The 22,609-nt window shown below is 48.4% G+C and carries 17 protein-coding genes; 7 read left to right on the top strand and 10 right to left on the bottom strand.

Features of this window, described 5'->3' with window-relative positions:
- Positions 1 to 24 precede the first annotated feature (24 nt).
- From tssK to tssB, 8 genes are read right to left on the bottom strand one after another with little or no spacing between them, the layout of a single operon-like run.
- The gene (gene tssK / locus OGX90_RS19630) at positions 25 to 1,368 is read right to left on the bottom strand and encodes a type VI secretion system baseplate subunit TssK (protein ID WP_286624543.1); all 1,344 of its coding nucleotides are present in this window, start codon (positions 1,366 to 1,368) and stop codon (positions 25 to 27) included.
- Between the two features lie 2 nt (positions 1,369 to 1,370).
- Positions 1,371 to 1,877 carry a type VI secretion system lipoprotein TssJ gene (tssJ, locus tag OGX90_RS19635; RefSeq protein ID WP_373371263.1) on the bottom strand — a complete coding sequence of 169 codons (507 nt, stop codon included), beginning with the start codon at positions 1,875 to 1,877 and terminating at the stop codon, positions 1,371 to 1,373.
- Between the two features lie 23 nt (positions 1,878 to 1,900).
- Entirely contained in the window at positions 1,901 to 3,175 is a 1,275-nt protein-coding gene (tagH, locus tag OGX90_RS19640; RefSeq protein WP_502872851.1) for a type VI secretion system-associated FHA domain protein TagH, read from the bottom strand.
- A gap of 28 nt (positions 3,176 to 3,203) precedes the next feature.
- On the bottom strand, positions 3,204 to 4,247 hold the full coding sequence (gene tssG, locus OGX90_RS19645; RefSeq protein WP_071445502.1) for a type VI secretion system baseplate subunit TssG: 1,044 nt from the start codon (positions 4,245 to 4,247) through the stop codon (positions 3,204 to 3,206).
- Positions 4,214 to 6,046 (bottom strand): type VI secretion system baseplate subunit TssF, encoded by a 1,833-nt coding sequence (gene tssF / locus OGX90_RS19650; protein WP_103284720.1) that lies wholly within the window; start codon positions 6,044 to 6,046, stop codon positions 4,214 to 4,216. Before tssF ends, tssG begins: the two co-directional genes overlap by 34 nt.
- A gap of 5 nt (positions 6,047 to 6,051) precedes the next feature.
- Positions 6,052 to 6,474: a type VI secretion system baseplate subunit TssE gene (gene tssE / locus OGX90_RS19655; protein WP_071445507.1), complete on the bottom strand. Its 423-nt coding sequence runs from the start codon at positions 6,472 to 6,474 to the stop codon at positions 6,052 to 6,054.
- A gap of 5 nt (positions 6,475 to 6,479) precedes the next feature.
- Positions 6,480 to 7,961, bottom strand: a complete 1,482-nt coding sequence (gene tssC, locus OGX90_RS19660; RefSeq protein ID WP_286624547.1) for a type VI secretion system contractile sheath large subunit — start codon at positions 7,959 to 7,961, stop codon at positions 6,480 to 6,482.
- Positions 7,962 to 7,980: 19 nt separating this feature from the next.
- Entirely contained in the window at positions 7,981 to 8,487 is a 507-nt protein-coding gene (gene tssB, locus OGX90_RS19665) for a type VI secretion system contractile sheath small subunit (RefSeq protein WP_071445512.1), read from the bottom strand.
- A 673-nt stretch (positions 8,488 to 9,160) separates the two neighbouring features.
- Between tssB and OGX90_RS19670 the strand changes: the two genes are divergently transcribed.
- From OGX90_RS19670 to OGX90_RS19700, 7 genes are all read left to right on the top strand, one after another.
- Complete coding sequence (locus OGX90_RS19670) at positions 9,161 to 9,679, top strand: Hcp family type VI secretion system effector (RefSeq protein WP_047408665.1); 519 nt, start codon at positions 9,161 to 9,163, stop codon at positions 9,677 to 9,679.
- A gap of 474 nt (positions 9,680 to 10,153) precedes the next feature.
- Positions 10,154 to 10,882, top strand: coding sequence for a peptidoglycan recognition protein family protein (locus OGX90_RS19675; RefSeq protein ID WP_071445514.1), 729 nt, complete (start codon positions 10,154 to 10,156; stop codon positions 10,880 to 10,882).
- A gap of 603 nt (positions 10,883 to 11,485) precedes the next feature.
- Positions 11,486 to 13,459: a type VI secretion system Vgr family protein gene (locus OGX90_RS19680; protein WP_286573870.1), complete on the top strand. Its 1,974-nt coding sequence runs from the start codon at positions 11,486 to 11,488 to the stop codon at positions 13,457 to 13,459.
- Positions 13,460 to 13,494: 35 nt separating this feature from the next.
- The gene (locus OGX90_RS19685) at positions 13,495 to 14,562 is read left to right on the top strand and encodes a PAAR domain-containing protein (protein WP_286624548.1); all 1,068 of its coding nucleotides are present in this window, start codon (positions 13,495 to 13,497) and stop codon (positions 14,560 to 14,562) included.
- A 539-nt stretch (positions 14,563 to 15,101) separates the two neighbouring features.
- Positions 15,102 to 15,491, top strand: coding sequence for a hypothetical protein (locus tag OGX90_RS19690; RefSeq protein ID WP_286573872.1), 390 nt, complete (start codon positions 15,102 to 15,104; stop codon positions 15,489 to 15,491).
- 1,139 nt (positions 15,492 to 16,630) lie between these two features.
- Entirely contained in the window at positions 16,631 to 17,740 is a 1,110-nt protein-coding gene (locus OGX90_RS19695; RefSeq protein WP_286624550.1) for a hypothetical protein, read from the top strand.
- 122 nt (positions 17,741 to 17,862) lie between these two features.
- On the top strand, positions 17,863 to 18,018 hold the full coding sequence (locus OGX90_RS19700) for a hypothetical protein (RefSeq protein WP_186805001.1): 156 nt from the start codon (positions 17,863 to 17,865) through the stop codon (positions 18,016 to 18,018).
- Positions 18,019 to 18,269: 251 nt separating this feature from the next.
- Here the strand turns inward: OGX90_RS19700 and gss are convergent, their stop codons facing one another.
- The gene (gene gss, locus OGX90_RS19705) at positions 18,270 to 20,129 is read right to left on the bottom strand and encodes a bifunctional glutathionylspermidine amidase/synthase (protein ID WP_286624552.1); all 1,860 of its coding nucleotides are present in this window, start codon (positions 20,127 to 20,129) and stop codon (positions 18,270 to 18,272) included.
- 153 nt (positions 20,130 to 20,282) lie between these two features.
- A complete protein-coding gene (locus OGX90_RS19710) occupies positions 20,283 to 22,571 on the bottom strand; it encodes an FdhF/YdeP family oxidoreductase (protein ID WP_234692378.1) in 2,289 nt (762 codons plus the stop codon).
- Positions 22,572 to 22,609: the final 38 nt, after the last annotated feature.

Here is a 22,609-nt window from a genome sequence, read left to right on the forward strand (position 1 = left end):
CGGAACGAACGACTCATTCATGGTTTAACCCCTTATCGCCCACAACTGTATCCCCAGATCCGGAAAGGTGCCGGAAATATGCAGCGCCAGCGCACCGGCTTTCACCACGTCCAGCCAGGCAGCAGCACCTTTGTCCAGCTCGAAGTAAACAAAACCGTCGTGGTACGGTAACTGGCGCGGGGCGGCAGTTCGCGGCGTCAGCGGTACACCTGGTACCTGCACACTGACCATATCGCGGATTTTGTTGGTGGCCGCGATTTTTGACTGCTGGGTAAACTGGTGAATAAGCTGGCTGTGCGGCATCCGTGAGCGCACCGCCAGAATGAATGTGCCGGAGCGCAACAGGGTCGGATCGTTAACCGTGGCAACATAAAACCCGTCAGAGAAGACGAGTGGCAGATTCTGCGCACGCGGCATCAGTACGGTGTTGAGCGCCCGGCGCAGCTCCGGGATTACGGAATTAAACGACTGCGTAAGATTACGGTGGTCGTAGGGCTCCACCGGACAGGGCAGACGACTGTCTTCCGTAAAGGTCATCAGTTCCCCCAGTAAGCGGACCAGATCCAGATAAAACGTTTCCGGGTGCAGGGTGTGTAGGTGGGTACGATGAGTAAAGTGCATCTGGCTGCGGTTAAGCATCTGCAACATCATGAACTCAGCCACATCTGCGATACCGCTCTGCTCCGGCGAACCGATACGTTTTGCCAGCTCGCTGGCGCGGTTGCTGAGAAGCCCCTGCACATCGCCAGCAAATCCGTTCAGCACGGGGCTTACGCGGATGGCCTGACTGGTCGGGATAAAGCTGTCATCCAGCACCAGTGCGCCACCGGATTGCTGGCTGCGGATACGGCACAGCGGCAGCGTGACCATGGCGCTGAGATCGTCCGCGCCGCTGACGATTTTCGGTGCCAGTTGTCCCAGCACGATAGGCTGCACGTCGCCATCATCGGAATGCAAATCGCGGGTATCGGCCTGGGTCAGGCGGTAACGCTCTGTTCCCTGCCCAGCACTCCGGCGACCTTCGATTTCACAGGTGATATCACTGATAACGGGCAATGCCAGATAAATGTCATTGCTGCTGGATCGGGAGAGATCGAGCGGCTGGTACGGCAGAGGGAGTTGATCCTGCTCCGGAATGCTGAACACCGTGCCATCCGGCATACAACCCGTCGCGTAGTCCAGCATCAGTTTCCCCTGGGCAAGCAGCTCGGTATTGATCGACAACGAGGTGAATCCCCAGGCAAAATCATCCTGCGCACTCATACGCTGGTTCAGCAAATATTCCTGATGACGCTGCTGCTGCTGGAAGTGCTGCGGCAGGGCAAACAGACCTTCCTGCCAGATCACCCTGTTTTTCATGGTCGCCATTCTCAGTTGTCCTCTTTCTTCATTTCGATACTGCCCTGTCGTACATGCACCAGCAGACGGTAGTGATGACCCGCCCCTTCTACTGGTTCGATTTGCTTCCACTCAGTGGCCTGGTCATCAGAGAAGTACGCTACCACACCAATGAACTGCGTTTTTTCATCCAGTTTCACTGGCGGCAACGTTTTTATGGTATCCGGCAGCAGGTTAAAGTCCTGGTGGTCGATATAATTTTTCCCCAGCACCTCCGGCAGCGGCGTGCTGGCAACCATGTCGTAGTCAGCCGCCTGCAACTTCGAGTCATCGCTCATATAAATCAGTTGCACATCGACCGCAGCCGCCTCACCGTCCGCATTGATATTCGTGTCAGGCTCGGTCAGTAACGTGACCGTTACCTCCGATGACTGATCTGCCAGTTTCCCGACCTGAACATCCGGGTTCTTAATCACCTGGCCGAGCTTTTTCACCATTTCGCAGCCTGTCAGGGTGAGGCTGAAAAGCAACATCACCATGCAGAAACGAAAAAAACGTCCTGTCATGCTTCCGGCTCCCGCTGTTTTTCGCGCAGTACCCGGTCATACACCTGGGCATAGACTTCGTTAAACAGCATTTCAAAACCCTGCTGGCGGCTGGAGGCCAGTTCGTCGTAGTAATCGCAGTACATTTGCCAGGAACCGGCATCATCCAGCGGCTTTCGCAGTTCATGGCTGCGCCGGTACTGCGCAAAGCGACGCATCAGGCTCTGCGGCGAGAACGCATCCAGCAACACGCGCAGCGATTCGACAATCGCGGCGCGGTTGGCCTCTTCGTGATGACGGATATTGCGCAGACTCTCACCAACGGCAGCGGGTGCAGCCAGATGCACTGGACTTTTGCCTTCGGCAAACATCACGTCAAGGGCGGTGGTATAGTCCATATTCAGGCGCAGCGGGTTATCTTCCAGCGGGCGCAGATGCTTGTCCGACAGACTGTTGCGGCGCTGTTGTAGCTCAAGCAGACCTTTTATCGCCGCCTGCAACGTCCGCCCTGCTTCTTCCAGAAAATCATCGGCATCCTGTGAGTTACGCACGGCAAGCGAGCCGCCCAGCCCACGCAACAGCGGGGTCACGGCAAGATGGAGCTGGGCAGTATCTGTCGGTGATGCCGCATCCTCGTAGCGAGTCTGTTGATCGGAATACCGCGGCGGTAAATCCATAAACGGGGTGTCGATCACGCCATCCCTGTCAGGAACAGAAGAGCGGACAGGGACAACCCCCGCAAGCGGATCGCCTGCCACTGTCAGACTTTCCATCTGGAGTGCTTGAAGCGGATCGGCGGAAAAGCTGTTGACCACGGTATCCGCAAGCTGGTGCATTCGGGGCATGCCCGGATACGCAGGCTGACCGTTCGTCGTCAGCAGCGCGTCTGCCAGGCGGTCACGGTTGGTGACGATGGTTTCCGGTGCCGCCATCTGTTCGCTGTAGCTGACCAGCTGTCCATTGTGGATAAATACCTTCAGCGCCAGCGCCCCCAGAACGACCTCATCGCCCTGCCGCAGGCGCACCAGCCCGGTCTCCGTGGACATCGGTGCCAGGTTAATCATCAGCCCCGATACCAGGCTTTTCAGACAAAATGTGCCGTCATGCATCACCACCTGACAGGCGCGTTCGGCAACAGAACCCGCCCTGTCCTGCACCGGCCAGTGGCAGGTGGATGCGTTGCCAATTTCCCCGCCATCGGCGGTAAACAGACATTTTGCGGCGCGTCCGCTCTCCAGTTCGTTACCGTTCATCACCTGTAGCGTCAGTGAGAGTACGGGAGCGTGCGTTATTTCCTCAGCCATTTGCGTTTCCATTAAATTAATCCCTAATATGGAGGGTGACGGTTGGCGGCATTTTCGGCTGGCCGATAAACGCCGTGCGTCCGATACAGGATCGAGAGCGATCGCCCAGCCGCATTCCCTTCGCCTGGTCCGGTGCGAGATCAAGCCGCAGATCCCAGGCGAACTGATCGCGTAGCAGAAAGGAGACAAACATCGTCAGCGCCTGGTGGTTTTCGCCTTCCGGTAAAAAAGAGAGGTAGCGCGCCATCGAGAGATTACCGATCCGCAACAGAAATTTTCCACTGCGATCCGGCACTCTGGCACCGAGGGTAAAATTAACGCCGATCACCGAGCGGCCCGGCACATACCCGGCCGTTTTCCGTTTAGGATTACGCACGCCCAGCCGGTTTTGTTGCGCGGGTTCAAGGACTACCTTACGCAACTGCCAATTTTCGATGCTGACATCAGGTAAATCGAAGCAGTGGCTGACCAGGTTACTTACCACGTCCGGCGAGCGCCCAGGTGTTGCCAGTATCCCGGCGTAGGCCAGCATTTTGCTGTGATTGATGGCGAGTTTGTCTCGCACGCTTTGATTGCCCAGGCCCACCAGCGCATACATCCGCTGTGAAAAGACATCAGTTCCACCGTTGCGAAAACAGACGTAATAGCGGTATTTGCGCCAGGCATGGTAAGCAAACTGCGTCCAGCGGTGGCTGAACAGATCGAGGAACGCTTTCAGCCCCTCTTCATTTTGCGCAGATTCGCGCGCCATCCGATCCAGGTAATAGCCGGGCAGCGGCGACTGACTGCCGGAGAAGCCCAGGAATTTTGTCGTCAGGATAAACTGCCCGCTGTCACTGCGTTCAAGCGTACTCAGATCGCTGCCCGGAAAGGCAATACTGGCATCAGATTTGAACAGCGCCACTTCATGCTCCGGTTCGGTGCGCAGGGATGGTTCACAGCCCGGCTCACCATACTGGCGGTACAGTGACTCCATCAGCACATAAAAATTCATCCCGCGCACATCCGGGAGCGGTAGCGTTTCCCCTACATCAGGGCGTGCTGGCCTGTGTGTTGCCATTCCCAGGACTCCTGACTTTCCGTGTTAATAATTTTGAGACAGTGAAATGAGTTGATGCTGGCGTACAGCGCAAAAAAGTATGACAGTACGGTACCCAACAGGTAGATCTCGCCTTCACAGACAAAGGGGGCGGGATTGATCCACAGCGTGGTGGACAGACCGCGAACCGGGACGCCTTTAAACAGACGGTCAACCGGGCGGGATTCCATTTTTTCGATGGCATCGAGCTTCTGTGAGGAAAGCCGTGCCTGCTGTGGATGGTGGATACCCGGCATATCGAAGGTACGCAACACCTGGATCAGCGCCTCCCGGTCCAACAGCGAAAGGTAGTTCAGGTTCATGCAGGAAATCAGCGACCAGTGCATATCGCCATCCGTTACTGGATACAGAGGACGGGTCGGGCGCGTAACGTTGCTGAACGATGCCACCGCTGGATTTTTGTTAACAGGAACGCAGATATCGCCGGTATGCAGTGACGCAGGTAACATTCGGTTAGTGCACACCAGCGAAGCGGTGAATACTTCACCGTTCAGTCGGGAAGGGTCGGGCTGATTGCCATCGGCGTGAACAAAGGCAATGGCGTGTTCCAGACCACGATGAAACAGGGAGGTTCTGGTGCGGTGGTGCCAGTAGACAACTTCACGCTGACGGCTGAACTCGATCTGATGCTGAAACCCTTCAAACTCAGGCCAGATATGTATTGCTTCATCAGGACCGGGAGTTTTATCCGACGCTGCAACCTTACTGGAAACCGTCTTCACCTGGAAAACATCATAGTGTTCCGGGTTCTGTTGACTGGCCCGTAACGCATATTGCGGTGAACTGTCGTCCGGCCTGACAGGCTCAGAATGGTGAGCGAATAAATTCACCACCGGCGTACAGTACAGGCGCAGTGAATCTTTGCGAAGCTTGATATCCACAGGTAATGGCAGATTAAAATGCAAACGCAGTGTAAACGCGCCGACCGGGAAGTCTGCCGGTAGCGACGTGGCCCCCTGTAAATGAAAGAAGAAAAAGCTCTCCGGGTAGCAAAAATACTCCTGAAGCACGCGATAGCCACTATGGACGTTTTTCGGCCACGGCAATAGTGCATCTTCCCGTTTAAACCCAGCTGCGTTCAGCCACAAATCCGGTAGGGGAATACGCCGCTCTCCAGCCACCAGTTCCGCATCCATTAACCGCTCACTGAACCATAAATAGAGTTGCTGGCGGGTATAGTCATCTCCGTTTCCCAGCCAGAAAGTGAGTTTATTCAGATCCAATGTGTCGGGAGAAACACTACCTTCGGTGAAAAAATCAATGTCAACGTACCCTTTTTTCAGCGTGCTGGTGTTACGCACATCGCGAATATGTAACGGTTGCAGCCAGGTATCGCGTGCCAGAGTAAAATGGCATACAGGAGACTGGGTAGCATCATCCCCGGCCAGAATCTTACGTCCCGAAGACGTCACGCGAACCGGGCCTGAGCAAATCAGTTCATCACGACAAACCTGAACGGGCGCAGAAAACTGTGTCGCAACAGGGTTGTATTCAACCACGGCCATTGACGGCACAGGACGTAAATAATTGGGCCACAGCATATTAATCAGGCTGTGCGTAAACTCCGGGAACTCATCCTCCAGCTTTTGCCGCAGGCCACCAGAAAGGAAAGCAAATGCCTCCATCAGGCGTTCCACATCAGGATCGCCCTCTTTCTCGGCCAGAAAACGGGCAAGATGGGGTTTTTCACGACCAAGAAGTTTGCCCAGTTGACGCAGATAGTCCAGTTCTTCGCGGTAATAACGCTCTTCGAAGGCCATCAGGTTTACTCCACGCACCAGTGCTGGTGGTTATCCAGCAGAATGTCAAACTCCAGGACATCCTGCCTGTCGCTGAAATCCATATATGCCACAATATGAAAACGCAGGTTCAGTGGCGCATGGCTATCCTCTGTGGCAGCAGTCACCGCCACATCCGATATCCGGGGTTCGTAACGCAGAATACAGTTCTGGATCGCCTGAACCATCCATTCCCGGATGTTCTGGCGCTCGGGTGGCCTGTCGATAAAATCCGTGATCCCCAGCTCCGGTGAGCCATAACAGCTACCGGAACGGGTGTTGAGGATATTGCGCAGGTTATCGCGTATAGAATGCAACAGCGCCGTCTTTGGGCGCTGGCGTGAAGATGGTTTTGCCGCCTCCCCGATACGTTCAAACAGACTCCCCCCAGACTCCCGCTCCATTATCATGGTGACTACTCTTTATCCAGACGCCCGACCAGGGACAACTCAAATGATGCCCCCATGTACTTAAAGTGCGGACGGACGCTCAGAGCAACCTGGTACCAGCCTGGTTCACCTTCCACATCAGAGACTTCAATCTTCGCCTGACGCAGCGGTTTACGGCTGCGCACGTCAGAAGGCGGGTTCTCCTGGTCAGCTACGTACTGGCGTATCCAGCCGTTCAGCTCACGCTCCAGATCCCCTCTTTCTTTCCATGAACCAAGCTGTTCGCGTTGCAATACTTTGATGTAGTGCGCCAGTCGGTTAATGATGAAAAGATAAGGGAGCTGCGTACCAAGTTTGTAGTTGGTTTCAGCCTCCTTCCCTTCCACCGTGTTAGGGAACACTTTGGGTTTCTGAACCGAATTGGCAGAGAAAAATGCCGCATTATCAGAGCCTTTGCGCATTGTCAGAGTAATAAAGCCCTGCTCCGCCAGTTCATACTCCCGCCGGTCGGTAATGAGAATTTCGGTCGGAACTTTGGCCTGAAGCTGGCCCATGGCTTCATATAAATGCACCGGCAAATCTTTTACCGCGCCACCGCTCTGCGGACCGACGATATTTGGGCACCAGCGGGTGGACATGAAACTTTCAGCCATGTTTGCCGCAAGCAAAAAAGCCGTGTTTCCCCACAGATAATGCTCATGATTTTTGCTGACGTTTTCATGGTAGTTAAAGCTCTTAACCGGGTTTTCATCCGGTGCATAAGGATGACGCAGCAGGAAACGCGGTGCTGTCAGGCCCAGATTGCGGGAATCTTCGGACTCGCGCAACGAACGCCATTTGGTGTAGGCCGGGCCTTCAAAAATAGCAGCAACGTCTTTAATGCCAGGAAGTTCGGTAAACGAATCCAGACCAAAGAATTCCGGTGATACGGAAGACAGAAATGGGCAGTGGCTCATCGCACTGACGGCGCTAACATACTTCAGCAGCTTCATATCAGCAGCGGTATTGTTAAAAGCGTAATTGCCAATCACTGCGGCAAACGGCTCACCGCCAAACTGACCAAAACCGCTGGAATAGACATGCCGATAGAACCCAGACTGGGTTATTTCCGCTGAAAATTCAAAGTCATCCAACAGCTCTTCTTTAGTAGCGTGCATGATGTGAATTTTGATGTTTTCACGCGGATCGGCATGGTCAACCAGCAGCTTCAGTGAGCGTAGGAACGACTCCATCTCTTGAAACTCCGGGGCATGGAGGATCAGATCCATCTGGCGGCCCATACGCGCATCAATATCAGCAATCATGCCGTTAACGGCCAGGATATCGACTGATTCTGCCTCATCATCCTGCAACATTGCGGTGATAAAGGCAGTCACACCTTGACGGGCGATATCGTAGCTTTCTGATTCTGGTTTAAAACGGGTCTGCGCCATGATCTCATCCAGCAGGCTGGATGCGGCGACAGATGCAGTGGAAGCAAGCGCTTCCGGTAAGGTGGTTTCTGACATACTGAAATCCTTGTACAAGTTATTTCCGGCCAGCGAGGCCCAGCTCCGCAATCAGTTGTTCGCGGCTCTTTTCGTCAGCAAGCAGAGCCTGAAGTTGCGCACGGAAGGCAGGCATATTGCCCATTGGCCCCCGGAGTGCAACCAGCGCTTCGCGCAGTTCCAGCATTTTGCGCATCTCCGGAACCTGGGCGGCAATATTGTCCGGTGACAGATCGGCCAGTGATTTCACTTTCAGATTGACGTTCATACGTACATCAGAAGCTTCGCTAAGCGCAGAGGGCACCGTAAAATCACGCCCGATATCCGCCTGATCCAGCACGGCGTTAAAATTGTTACGATTAATAGCAACAGGCTGGCGTTCGTCCAGCGGAGTGTCATCTGTTCCACCTGTCAGATTGCCGGTTACTAATAAATTAAGCGGCAGTTCCACTTCTGCTGTCTGGTTTCCCGTTTTCGGCTGAAATTTAATATTTACACGTTCTTTAGGGGCAATACTGCCACTGCTGTCATTTTTTCTGCTGCTCATAAAAATAGTCCGTAAGATTGTCGCTCGAGCCATGAACACAGCATTTTCGTTACTACAAAAAATTACTAACAATGCCGTTCCAGTGGCAGTAAAAGATAAATTCCACACCCTTCATGCTCCGCATTTTACGCTCAATGATAAATTTTAAAAGATCTTTTTCTTCAATTGAAAGAAGGGTATGATTTTATTATCCGCTCGATAGATATAAGTACAGAAGAAACAAAAGCAACACAAATCGCACAATGCAAAACCATAACAAATTGAATTTAAATGAATTTATTTTATGCATTATCAGGAATAATTATAGTGGATTGCTATGTATAAAACTTATGGATAAAAGGATGAAACATATTAAGAAACACCTCACAGACTTTTCTCAATAAAGCGCAGCGAATATAATATTATTCATGATTAACCAATGTCCATTTCCAGACATAGGCATCTGAGAAAATGAATTGCAATAGTTGATAATATATATTTAGATTAAATTAAAAACATAATTAATAAATATTAAATATCATTCATCGAGTTACCACATCTTCGGTTTGTTCGTAAGCCGGATGCAGAAGCATAATGCGACTCCTGGAGTGAGCCGCATTATTATCGGCCTGTCGGGAATTAACGGCAGACCACCGGAAATAGTTGTTAACAACACCCACAAGGAGCACGACAAATGCCAACCCCATGTTACATTTCAATAACAGGCCAGACTCAGGGCAATATCACCGCTGGCGCATTCACCGCCGATTCTGTCGGTAACATCTATGTGCAGGGCCACGAAGACGAAATGCTGGTGCAGGAGTTTTTGCACAACGTCACCGTGCCAACCGACCCACAGTCCGGTCAGCCCGCAGGCCAGCGTGCCCACAAGCCATTCATCTTTACCGTGGCGCTGAATAAAGCCGTTCCGCTACTGTATAACGCGCTGGCGTCCGGTGAGATGCTGCCAAAAGTTGAACTGCACTGGTGGCGCACTTCTGTCGAAGGTAAGCAGGAACATTACTTCACTACCCGCCTGACGGACTCAACGATTGTGGATATGAACCTGCATATGCCGCACTGCCAGGACCCGACACAGCGTGAGTTCACTCAACTGCTCGCCGTATCACTGGCGTACCGTAAAGTCGAGTGGGAACACATCAAGTCCGGTACTTCCGGTGCTGACGACTGGCGTGCACCGCTGGAAGCATAAGTTAAAACCACAGCATCCGGCCCTCACGGGCAGGGTGCTGTTTTTGTATTGCGCCACAGGCAATCAATAAAGAAGAAGGCTGTCAGTAAGGAATTACGTTTTTACGGGAGATGGCGGACGCCGGAAACTTCGGCGGTAGCGTGCCTGAACGCAAGCGTAACACTGTACGTACCGTCACAGTCACTAAACAGCGAGAGTCATACTTTAGGGAGGTTGATATGTCGTTAAAAGGACAGAGTTTTACAATGGAAGCAGAATAGATAGCAGTGCCAAATAGTAGAGTAATTAAAGGGAAAGCAGGCCGGGTAGTACGTAACGCACGTAGACCTATGGCTGTGATGATTTTGCAGTGTGAACACATAAGAGAAGTATATTTCCCGCACGATGGTCATCATAAAATTCACAATAAAATCAACACGTTAATTTATAAATTCATGAGCATTTAGTCATCAATTACATTCAAACGGTCTTAATATGGAAAACGATTATTATAAAGTAACTGAAGAGTTGATTCATACAGGGCTTGATGCAATATCAAAGTCCATAAAAGAACGTAAAAAAAAGAACGAGGTAAGGGAATCTATATTTTCTGACTTGCATGAAGCAGGAATAACTGTCAGAAAACGAAGTGATTGGAAAGCAAAAACCACCCCAGGAAGTGATGGTGAAGACTGGGACTATCCTGCAATTGTTATACATCATGCTGGAAATAGTTACTCATGTACTAAAGATGGGGAAGCTAAAATGCGCCAGGCTGAAGAAACCGACATCAAAAGTTTTAATCACTTAAGTTATCATTATGCTATAGATTGCACAGGTGTAGTTTATGAAGCTCTGGATATAAGAGAAAAAGGCGCTCACCTAAAAGGGGCAAACACAGGAAAAATTGGTATAGTTTTTTTATCAGATTTTAGTTTACCAGGTGAAGCCTCACAATTTGGACCATCCCGATGGGGATCATTAAGTGAGTTTGCCGGACAAGTTAAGGATGACTGGGATATATCCGTTGATATACCTACCGATAAACAGAAAAATGCTATTAACGTCTTAGTTAGGACTCTTATAAAATTTTTCCCAATCACACAGTTAGGAGGACATAGGGAGTTTGCCTCTTTAAATGGCTTAGGTCGTGCTTGTCCAGGAACTTATGGTCTTCAGATTGCTGCCAATCTCAGAACAAAGTTCAAGTTAAGTGCCCCCTGAAATTAACACTTGTTTTCGAATGAAAATTTTTCTCGAGTACAATATTATATATGCGATCCCATTCATTCCATAAATTTATCATCTTATCTATTTTTTTATTTTTTCTACTTGGAATAGATAAACAGCTATACTATGAAGAAGGCGACATGCCCTGGATACCAATTCCTTTCATTAAACACACCATATCATCAACTTTATTTTTTGAATTACCTGTCTCGCCTTCTGACATTCTAAGAGATTCACCAACAACCAAAAATGAGAATGATAAATTGTATAATTACTGCCAAGTAAGGTATGGAAAACAACTATCGGAATGTAGAAAAACAATAAAGAAAAAACTTCTTACTAATGGATTCTATATACCCGACTGAATGATACGACCGTCTAATATAACGGCCCAGATAAATCCAGGAGACATGTATTTTCTGCTAACAAAATGCAAGATAAGAATTAACATGAGTTACAGAATAAACATTGATGAAAAATTAAACTTACAGGATATAGTTATCTGATGTTTCACTCCTCTACTAAACAACCAAATTAATAAAAGCATTGTAAGAGAATTTGAGGTAAATCCGTTGACAATCACCATCAGGAGGTAATATGTCGTTAAAAGGACTGCGCTTCACACTGGCAGTGGACGGTCTGTCGGAAATGACCACCGCGGTGGTCAGTTTTCGACTTACTCAGCATTACTCAAAACCTTTCCAGCTAATAGTGGATATTGCCAGCGGTCTTTCTGACCTGACCGCAACTGATTTCCTGGAAAAAAATGCCGTACTGACCATCTGGCAGGGAATGGAGCCATTACGCTATATCAGTGGTATTGTCTCTGCCGTAACCCTCAGTGAAAACAATCACTGGCAGATGGGATACCATATAATTATCTCACCACCACTCTGGAGAAGCGGTTTACGCCAGAACTTCCGCATCTTCCAGCAGCAGGATATCAAAGCCATCTCCTCCACCCTGCTCAGTGAAAATGGTATCACCGGGTGGACCCCGGTATTTTATGAGCCGCACCCGGCACGCGAGTTCTGCGTGCAGTACGGTGAGACTGACCTTGCCTTCCTGAACCGCCTGTGGTCAGAAGAAGGCATCTTTTATTTTGACTGGTGCACTCCGGAAGGGACAGAGCAAAAGCTGGTACTTTGCGATGATGTGGCAGGAGTATCGTCACTGGGATCCATGCCATTTAATCCGAATACGACGGCCGAGGCATCCACCGAACACATCAGCCAGTTCAGATATCATGCGCAGATACGGCCTTCATCCGTCGAAACTCAGGACTACACCTTCAAAACGCCCGCCTGGCCCGGCTATTACAACCGCGCTGCTGAGAACCTGAACGGCCAACTCACGCAGTATGAAATCTTCGATTATCCCGGACGTTTCAAAGACGAATCCCACGGACAGGCGTTTGCCCGCTACCAGATTGAGGGCCGGAGACATAATGCAGAGACAGCAACAGGTTACAGTAACTCACCAAAAATGTGGCCGGGGAAGCGCTTTACCCTGACAGGACATCCATCAGTATCGCTGAACAGGGAATGGCAGATTGTGGGTAGCGTACTGGCAGGAGACCAGCCGCAGGCACTGCATGGCAGTCAGGGAACAGGAACCACTCTCAGCAATCGTTTCGAGGTTATCCCGGCCGACAGAACATGGCGTGTCCCTCCCCTGCCGAAGCCCTCCGTAGACGGCCCACAGAGCGCCATCGTCACCGGCCCGGCCGGGGAAGAAATCTTCTGTGACGAACATGGCCGGGTGCGGATACGTTTTCACTGGGACCGTTACTGTCCGGGGAATGAGGACAGTTCGTGCTGGGTACGGGTATCGCAGGCGTGGGCGGGAACGGGATTTGGCAATCTCGCCATTCCGCGTGTGGGCCAGGAGGTTATTGTGGACTTCCTCAACGGCGACCCGGACCAGCCCATCATCATGGGACGCACCTACCACCAGGACAACCGCCCACCGGGCAGTCTGCCGGGCACGAAAACGCAGATGACCATCCGCTCGAAAACCTATAAAGGCGGCGGATTTAACGAGCTGACGTTTGATGACGCCACCGGAAAGGAGCGGGTGTATATCCATGCGCAGAAGAACATGGATACGGAGGTGCTGCACGACCGGACCACGACGGTAAACAACAACCATACGGAGACGGTGGTTGTGGGGCAAACAGTGAAGGTGGGCAGTAAAAAGGCAGGTGGTCATGACCAGACGGTGACGGTAGCTAATGATCAAAAAACAACGGTAGTTAATAATCAGATCACCGAAGTTACTGAAGGAAATAAAATAACCGATATAGATAAAGGAGATCAGGAAATTACCCTTCATGAAGGGAAGCAAACAATAAAGGTAAAAAAAACCATCAGCGTTTCTTCAGAAGAGAAGATCGAGTTTATTTGTGGAGAGTCGAGCATTACCTTGTTGGAGAATGGAGAAATTACGATTAGTGGAAAAATAATTAAGAATACTGCGAAAGATGAATATCATGTCAATACCAAAAAATTATCAGCAGATGGTAGCGAGGAACAGGTGCTGACCGGTGGCATGTTAAAATTAAATCCATAATTAAATTAGTTAATTGCCACATAAGAGAATGCGATATGGGTAAGGATGCAGCAAGACAAACGGCAGATACAGCCGGACATGATGGGCCAATAACATCAGGCAGTAGTAATGTCTCAACAGGAGGTTTTCCGGCTGCTCGAATGGGGGATACTTTTGTTTGTAAAGAGCATGGGCCCGGTGTAATCAGTGAAGGTTCTAAAACAGTTACAATAAATGGAATACCTGCCGCCAGAAAAGGGGATAAGGTAGTTTGTGGTAAAAAATCATTACCACCGACAACAGGACCTAAACTTCCTGAATATCATTCTATAACAATAGTTAAAAATAGAAATGAAGATGGCTCGGTAAAAAATCCAAATGGCTCAGATGAGTTTAAAATATATACTGGATACGCAGTGTCAGCTCTAACGGATGGTGATGGTGATGGTGATGGTGATGGTGATGGTGATGGTCAATATGATACGAGTGACTTAAAAGCAGGCATTATAGATTTTCAACTAAATCATCCGATTGGAGAAAGTGGGACGAACATTAGTCTCGGAGGTACTGTTGGCAAGGCTGAAATGAAGGCAGGGACAGTTGCAAATGAGGATGTACATTCCAGCTCGGTTGATGCAAAGTTAGAGGGTATTTCTGGGAATGTAGACCTCAGTTCAGGAAAAGCAGGATCTGGTGACTATGTGGAGGCAAAAGCTGAAGGTACAATCGGGTTAGCTGAAGGAAAAGGCAACTATAATTTAACACACGATCTTGACGAAGCAAGAGTTGGTGCCGCCTTTGAACTTGGAGCAGAGGCAGCTGTTGCAAAAGGGCAGCTTTCAGGTGCTATAGACTCAAAATATTTTAAATTGAAAGGTTCCGTTGATGGAACTGCTGGGTCGGCAGGTTTAGGATTGGGAGGAGGGGCATGGGTGGATTTTGATAATATAATGGTAAAAGTTCAATTGTCAGGGAAAATAGCATTTATATTAGGATTAGGGGGCGATATTGATATCCAGCTTGGACCATTTACTAGCGTCCCTATTCAAGAGCGACTTGGATTTACCTCTTCCAAATCTGGTATAGTGCTATCAGGTGCATCTACTGTTACTATTGGGGGATAATATGAGTAAAATTATTCGCATATCAGAATCTGTCTTTCCATTATACAATAATCTTGTATTTAGATTTTTTTTAGGTATTGCCCTATACCTCCTTTCAGTATACATTATATTTCATCACGTTCGAAATATAACATCATTAAAAATAGTACACCTACTTGGTATTTATGCTTTTTTTTACTATACTATTTTTTCAATGATAGATGGTGGTGCTAAACGATTAGCTGCATTTCATATAAAAAATAATAGTACCAACATCGACAGACAACCAATAAAATGGTATTTATCCAATCAATTTAACATATCAAGATTCCTTAAGCTCATATTTGTCTTTATATATATATATGCGTGTTTCATGTATCTTATGTACATACCATAATTGACAACCACCACTCATAGCAACATTTAAGCAATGGCTAATTTTAAATCCTTATTCATTCTGCACATCAAACTTTATAAATACAACCAAGACAACTCAGAAATATTATTATGAAAAAAATGATAAGATAGAAAATTTAGGAACTGTTGTTGGTAAAGTAGAAATGAATGCAGGTACTATCTCAAACGATAAACAGTTATCAGGAACATATGGTGTAAAGGCTACCGGTTTTTCTATAAATACGGGGGTTAGTTTTGGAAAGGAAAATTCGGGTGATTTTAAAGATATAAAAATAGAAGGAACATTTGGAACTGCTGAAGCAAAAGCCTCTGAAACATTAATTAATGGTGAGGATGAGCATCAAGGAGGCGCTGCCTTTGAATTGCGGGCTGAAGCAGCTGCCGCAAAAGGCGAATTATCAAGTGCTCTGGAATCTAAATATTTAAAACAAAAAAGTTCCCTTGCTGTAAGTGCTGGCTCAGTAGGGGGAGGCCTGAAAAGTGGGGTTTGGTGGGATACAGATAATCTCATGTTCAGAGTAAAGCTGGCATGAAAGCTTGCACTGGTTATTGGAATTGATTGGGAGGAAGATATACAAATAGGCCCCTTCACTGAAACCCCTTGGCCTGTATTACTGGGGTTGGCAATTTCAACATCAGGTGTTATATTGACTGGAAAAACAAACGTCATCATTGGAGGTTAGTATTGTTCTTCTATGAAACTTTAAGCAATATTATCAAGGTGTATCATAACAAATTTTTAGATTTTATTTTGGTATTGCATTGTCATCTCTGATTTGCTTTTTATTGATTAAAAACATACATCATGTACATAGCATTATACTTGTTAAATTTCTTGTGGCGTTATCAGGATTTATGTTTTTTACTATAGCGCATTTTCATTAGTCGACATTGGGATTGAAAAATATACTCCTTCCATATCAAATTTAACAATGATAATATTAATAAAAAGCTAATTTCTTCATTCGCGAGGCATAAATACACAATAAATATCTCTCTGAAGCTGTGTGTTTTTATTTTATATTTACATGGTTTTTAATTTCATAATACTTAAATATTAAAAACATTTTATAATAAACAATGAATATTTCAGATTTAAATTAGCCAATGTGACAAAATTTTTAAAACATCACCTAGAAAGATGGTTTTTATTATTAACCCAAGTTGGCACTATGCCAATGGACACTGGCTTGGCGAACGCTTGTTTTTATTGGTTGTTACTTTTTTCTCTTATCGATTCAACTATCGGTAATGTGGAATTATTCCATTCAGGTGTAGCAACTGTTATCATTGGAGGTTAAATGAACCAATACAATAGAATGTTTAGAATGTTATTTGGGGTTGTAGCTTTTTTACTACTTTCCTGCATTAGTGTTATGTTAAATGATGATTTACAATACACTCGATTGTCAACTATATGCTTTCTTATCGGCTGTTATCTGTTTTTGTATTTTTTTGTATTTTCTCTTATTGATGCTGGCGTCAATAATATAGTATCGTTCCATCAAAAATATAACCAAGAAAATATCAAAAAATCATTTCTTAAAAATTTCATTGAAGGAGAGAATCTGGTATCTAAAGGATATAAATTGGCTTTTAATTTGGGTTTTCTAGTTGTGATGTATTTTATGTTAAAAAACGAAATGTAGATAATCCAGAGAGAGTTATTATAATGAGAGAAAGCAATAACAAACCATCCATCCCAAGGGCAGTGACATATAGTTTTGAATACCAAAAAGAGCATTTTTGGCGATGCCGCTATACATCCTCAGAAGTAACAAGCTTATATTACAAGATATTACTCCCACTAGATGTAAAACCGGTCAGCATTAAACCTGAGCTAATCGCAGGAACCAATAACCTCTATGCTATTGGCTGCTATCAGACCATTTCTGGAGCAAAATCCCCCTTTACAGAAGTTGATGTAGTCTATGAACATATAAATAACGACATCGATGCCAGTGACTGGGGAGAATATATATTAGACCTTTTAGGTGAAGAAATCCTTTACTGTAAATATTATTATAGCGTTAGTGGTCGATATGCTGATTTTTTGACAAAAAAAGATATCGATAACGAAACCATCACATCAAGAATCAGAGTATTTAAAAATTATGATTTTGAAAACAACAGGGCCAATGTGATAATGGTAAAAGCCTGTTGCAACTGGAAGGATTATGAATCGCTGGCTGAGGATCTCTTTCATTGTGTGAATTTTTTCACTTTAATTAATGACTCAAAATGGCATTTGGCAGAAGAACTAAAGAGTATAAATCTGGATGTACCTGCAAACCATTCCTTTTATTACCCTGCCTCATGGCTATATTCAGAACGATATAATAACGAAAAGATGAGCTACTATTCGTTATCTTTAAAAGAAGAAAGTAACGTTCATGGCATTATTGATGGCTATTTTTTATACCATAATGCGGCAATCAATAAAGAACAGGTTTGTAAACTAATTGTCAGTCAACTAAAAGAAAATAATCACCTTGAAATTGATGAAATTTCACTAAGAGAACGCAAAGATATCTTCAATAAGAACATTACGGAATTATGGACTGGTGAGTTAAAAGTAAAGAATGCAAGAAATGGAGAAGGCATGTTAGTTGTTTTTTCCGGAAAGATTCAGGAAAGTTGGTTCTATATAATTGGGTCATTTGCTCTACAAAAACAACATTTCGGTTCCTGGGCCGCGGGAAAACGAGCAATAGATATTATCTTAAATTCACTTAATAACTACGACTTAGAGTATGAAGATCAGTTTTATATTGAGCATTGATATAACACTCAATAGACCCAATAATTTAGCAGAGTAGGTAGCGTGCCTGAACACAAGCGTAACACTGTACTGCCGCTGAACAGCGGAATGTCTTTATTCCTGTAAACACCAGGGAGAACAACATGTCATTAAAAGAATTGCGTTTTACGCTGAACGTGGACGGACTGCCGGAGACAGCCACCGCAGTGGTGGGCTTCGGCCTTTACCAGCCACATTCCACTCCTTTTGCCCTCAAAGTGGACATCGCCAGCGGGCTTCCGGACCTGGTGGCAGCTTAGGGCAAGATCACGAAAGAGCGGCAATGGACAGAGAGTACCTCGCGTCAATCCTTGCGGGGTTTCGTAATCTTGCCCTGGATTTTGCGACCCTTATAATAAGGCTTACAATCAGCCTGAATCAGCGAAAGCGCTGACTTATTTGATGATACTAAGTTGGCGTATTTCCAATGCTATCGATTTGGCATGAGCAAAAATCAGCGCAGGTCAAAAGCCCCCGTGATGGCAACATCACCATCACAGGGGGTGAGCGGTTATTCCTTCACCACAATCAGCGGTTCAATATCGCTCTCTTTTTTAATCACCAGCGACTCGTCACCACGCAGGCAGGTACCGCCGTAGTTACCACCTACGGTAAAGGTACAAACCTGGATATATTTACCGGCAACTTTTGGCAGACACCAAAGCTGCTGAAAAATGTTCTTCTGCTCGGCAAACTTACCGCTGGTTTTATCCAGTAGCTCTTCCTGATGACTCACCAGATCGATGTTGCTGCCACAACGTCCTGCAATAGGTTTCACCGCATAACCGGTTTGCGCCAGCTCTTCATTAACAGTGAAATCCGTATCAAGCAGATAACGGTGGTGCGGGAACAGTTGCCAGAGGATCGGCTGAATCGCTTTGTTGCCAGGGATAACCGTCCACAGAGGTTCGAAGACCAACACTTCCGGGCGCAGCAGCACGTCGATTAAACGCACTTCCTGATTCGTATGCCCGGTACGAATTGGCACCGCGGCGTACTCCGTTTCGCTGACCTCGCGCACCTGCTCAATTGCGGTTTCCCACGCCCAGGTCTTCCAGACGCAGTTCACCAGACGGCCATCACCGTCAATCAGCTGACCGGCATCATCCCAGCACAGTTCATCCAGACCTCGCAGAATTTTGCTGTCAAACCCGGCCTGACGCAGCGCCTGCTGCATAAACTGCGCGTGATAGTTCTCCTCGATATCCTTATCCTGCATGATGTGGACAAACGGACGTGCGCGGCTGTGCTTCCAGGCCCCCGCCAGTTCGTTGATCAACCCTTCAGCCGGGTTGTGTCCCTGCCCTGTGTAGCCCCGTTCGGCCCATCTTTCGAGGATCAAACCGGCTTCGGTATGGCACGATGCGGAATCGGCGTTGTACTCATACACCTTCAGTCCACGTTCATCCATACAGAAATCCATACGCCCCGTAATCATATGATGCCGACGACGCTGCCAGGAAAGGCGCAGGCGCGGCCAGAGGATTTTCGGGATATCAAACAGCGCCAGCAGGTTGTCGTCTTTCAGCACCTTATCGGTCGCATGCAGATACATCAGGTGCAGCTCGTTGGTGGCTTTAATCAGCTCCTGCTCGGCGCTCTCGGTAATGGTGAAATATTGATGCGGGTCCTGATTAATCACATGGCCGTTCGCCAGCACGTAGGCTTTTTGCAGCGGGTCCTGCTCATTCAGCCATTTATCATCAAATTGCCCGTTATCTTCCAGTCGCGCGCCGCCAATTTTCAGCGAGTCATTGGCGATCTCCGGCTGCGGTAGGCTGAAACGGGTATCATCGGTCTGGATCATCCAACCAAGAATGGTCGTGTCGTCAAAGGTATCACGCAGGGTGTAACAACCGTTCTCAACCACCATCTCCAGTTCGCGGGTCCACTGCTGTCCGGGAGGCAGCGGCGTATGGAGCACGTTCTGTTCGGCAATACGGATTTTGTTTTCCAGCAACTGGGTGACGACCGCCACATGCCCGGTATCTTTAAATTCGCCGCCTTTTTGCCAGATAAGCAGTGCGCCTGCTACCGGCGCGCGGGGCGAACCATTCGGAAATGCCTGTAACGGTAGGATGTTGTCATTCACTACTTCGCGCAGGAAGCGTAAGGAGAAGATCTCCCAGGCCATACCCACATCGGTGAAGACCATGCCATAGTTAAGGAAGAGAAAGCGGCGTGCGAACTCTACGCACTGCCATTTGTGGCCCATGTATTCATCGTCGATATAGCTGCGAAATGCTGCATCATCGTCGTAGTCCCGTGGGTCGAGGGAGCTGTAATCTGAAGAGTAGATTGCTACGCCACCTGGGGCATAGCCCAATAATGTCCCGAATGGGGCATCCTGACTGGTCGTTCCTTTGCTCATGCACCTTACCTCAAAACAATACAGCCTGAGCAGGTTGGCGTGAATTTTTCGCTCTGATTGCCTGCTCTGCGACACTAACCGGACAGAGGTCGACATCATCATACACCTCAACGCAGCGGCTGGCGCTCAGAGGCGAAAAATTCACAGCAGGAACTACGCTTTAGTCAGGGTGACCGGTATGCTTTTATACGCCGGAGTCAAACTTTGTGTATCTACTGCATCCAGCGAAAGCAGGACATTCGCTTCAGGCAGATAAGCGCCAATTGAGCCAGCCGCCATGTTGTAAATCACCACCGTTAAGCCGTACATGATGCGATCCGCGCAGGGCTGACCGTTGTCGTCCAGCGCCTGAACGTTGACCACATCACCCTGGCTCAGACCGCGGCTCGTCGCTTCTTCGGCGCTTAAAAACACCACATCCCGACGGCCAGTAATGCCACGATAGCGATCGTTCATACCATAAATCGTGGTGTTGTACTGATCGTGGCTACGCAGCGTTGCCAGAACCAGTGCATCAGCAGGCTGATGTTCCCGCTCTACCGCCCGCTGATGGCTGACGATAAAGTTGGCTTTGCCATTCTCCGTTCGCCATTCACGGCGCGAAGCAGGTGTATCCATACGAAATCCGCCCGGCTCGGCAATACGTGCGTTGTAATCGTGGAACGCCGGGATCACGGCTTCAATGGCGTCACGGATCAGCGCGTAGTCCCCGGTAAATGCTTCCCAGTTGATAGGAGAATGCGGCAGCGTGGCACGCGCCATGCCCGCCACAATCGCGGGTTCCGATTTTAGCCAGCGGGAAGCCGGCTTCAGCGCGCCACAGGAAGCGTGAACCATCGACATAGAATCTTCGACGGTCACTGACTGGATCCCCGTCGCCTGCATGTCGCGCTCCGTTCGGCCTAATGCAGGTAGCAGGTAGTTATGCTTTGCCAGCAGCAGATGCGATCTGTTCAGTTTGGTCGCCACATGGACCTGCAGATCCAGATTTTTCATCGCCGCAAATGTACGCTGCGGCTGGGGCATCGCTACCGCCAGATTGCCGCCCATGCAGATGAGCGCTTTTGCGTCTCCCCGCTCGATGGCCCGAATGCTCTCCACGCTGGAGCGTCCATGTTTGCGCGGAACACGGATAGAAAAATGCTTCTCAAGTCGTTGCAGGAAGTCTTCGGACGCCGCTTCGTTGATCCCTACAGAACGATCGCCCTGCACATTAGAATGGCCGCGTAACGGGCAGATCCCCGCCCCCGGCTTACCCATATTGCCTTTCAGCAGCAACAGATTTACCAGCTGCTGGACGTTCTCGGTGCCGTTTTTATGCTGGGTGATGCCCAGACCATAACAAACAATCGTGGCGCTGGATTTACTGTAGCTGTGCGCCAGATCTTCCATCTGACTACGCGTCAGACCCGAGTCCTGTTCCAGCTCAGCCCAGTTATGCTGACGTAAGTCGTCATACAGCGCTGCATATCCCGCGGTATGTTGGTCGATAAACGCATGATCGAGCGTCGGCTGCTGATCCAGTAGGATCCGCGCTTCGTCCATTTCGATCAGCGCCTTCATTATGCCTTTGAGCAACGAGGCGTCACCGCCCATTTTTACCTGGTAGTAGTCGTTGCTCAGCTCCGTCGCCTGTCCGGTGAACATCTCTTTCGCGCTTTGCGGGAAGCTAAAGCGCTCAAGCCCCCTTTCGTTCAGCGGGTTGATGGAGATAATTTTGGCACCACGTTTGGCAACGTCGCGTAAGGTGGTCAGCATGCGTGGATGGTTAGTACCAGGGTTATGCCCGATACAAATCACCAGATCGCAGTGGTCAAAATCATCAAGTTCAACGGTCCCTTTCCCAAGGCCAATGGCCGGCGTTAGCCCTGCGCTGGTCGGTCCGTGGCACATGTTTGAGCAATCAGGAAAGTTGCTGCTACCATATTCGCGGGCAAACAGCTGATACAGGAACGCCGCCTCATTTGACGTTCTGCCGGAGGTATAAAACTCAACCTGTTGTGCTGAGTCATAGCTGCGCAGACACTCGCCGATCTCCCGAAAGGCGATATCCCAATCCACCGCCTGCCAGGTGTCAGACACTGCATCGTATTTCATTGGATGCGTCAAACGACCAATGTTTTCCAGTTCATAATCGCTGTAGTGCCAGAGTGTGGAAACCGGGTGACGGCTGAAAAATTCCGGTGACGCTTTCTTACTGGTTGTCTCCCAGGAGACCGCCTTAACGCCATTTTCGCACAGCTCCATTGGCGCACGATGCCCGGGGTCCGGCCACGCACAGCCCGGACAGTCGAACCCTTTCACCTGGTTCATTTTGAACATCGCGATAATGTCGCGCGCGACAGCCTTTTGCGAAAACACCGAAGCAGTGACGGCTTTTACCGCACCCCACCCACCCGCAGGGCCCTGATAACCGCTTACTCCTGGAACACCATTTTTCATTATTACTGCTTATTCACCGCCAATTTTTGATGGTGAAT

The organism is Citrobacter sp. Cpo012 (genome assembly GCF_030333015.1).
Lineage (GTDB): Bacteria > Pseudomonadota > Gammaproteobacteria > Enterobacterales > Enterobacteriaceae > Citrobacter > Citrobacter portucalensis.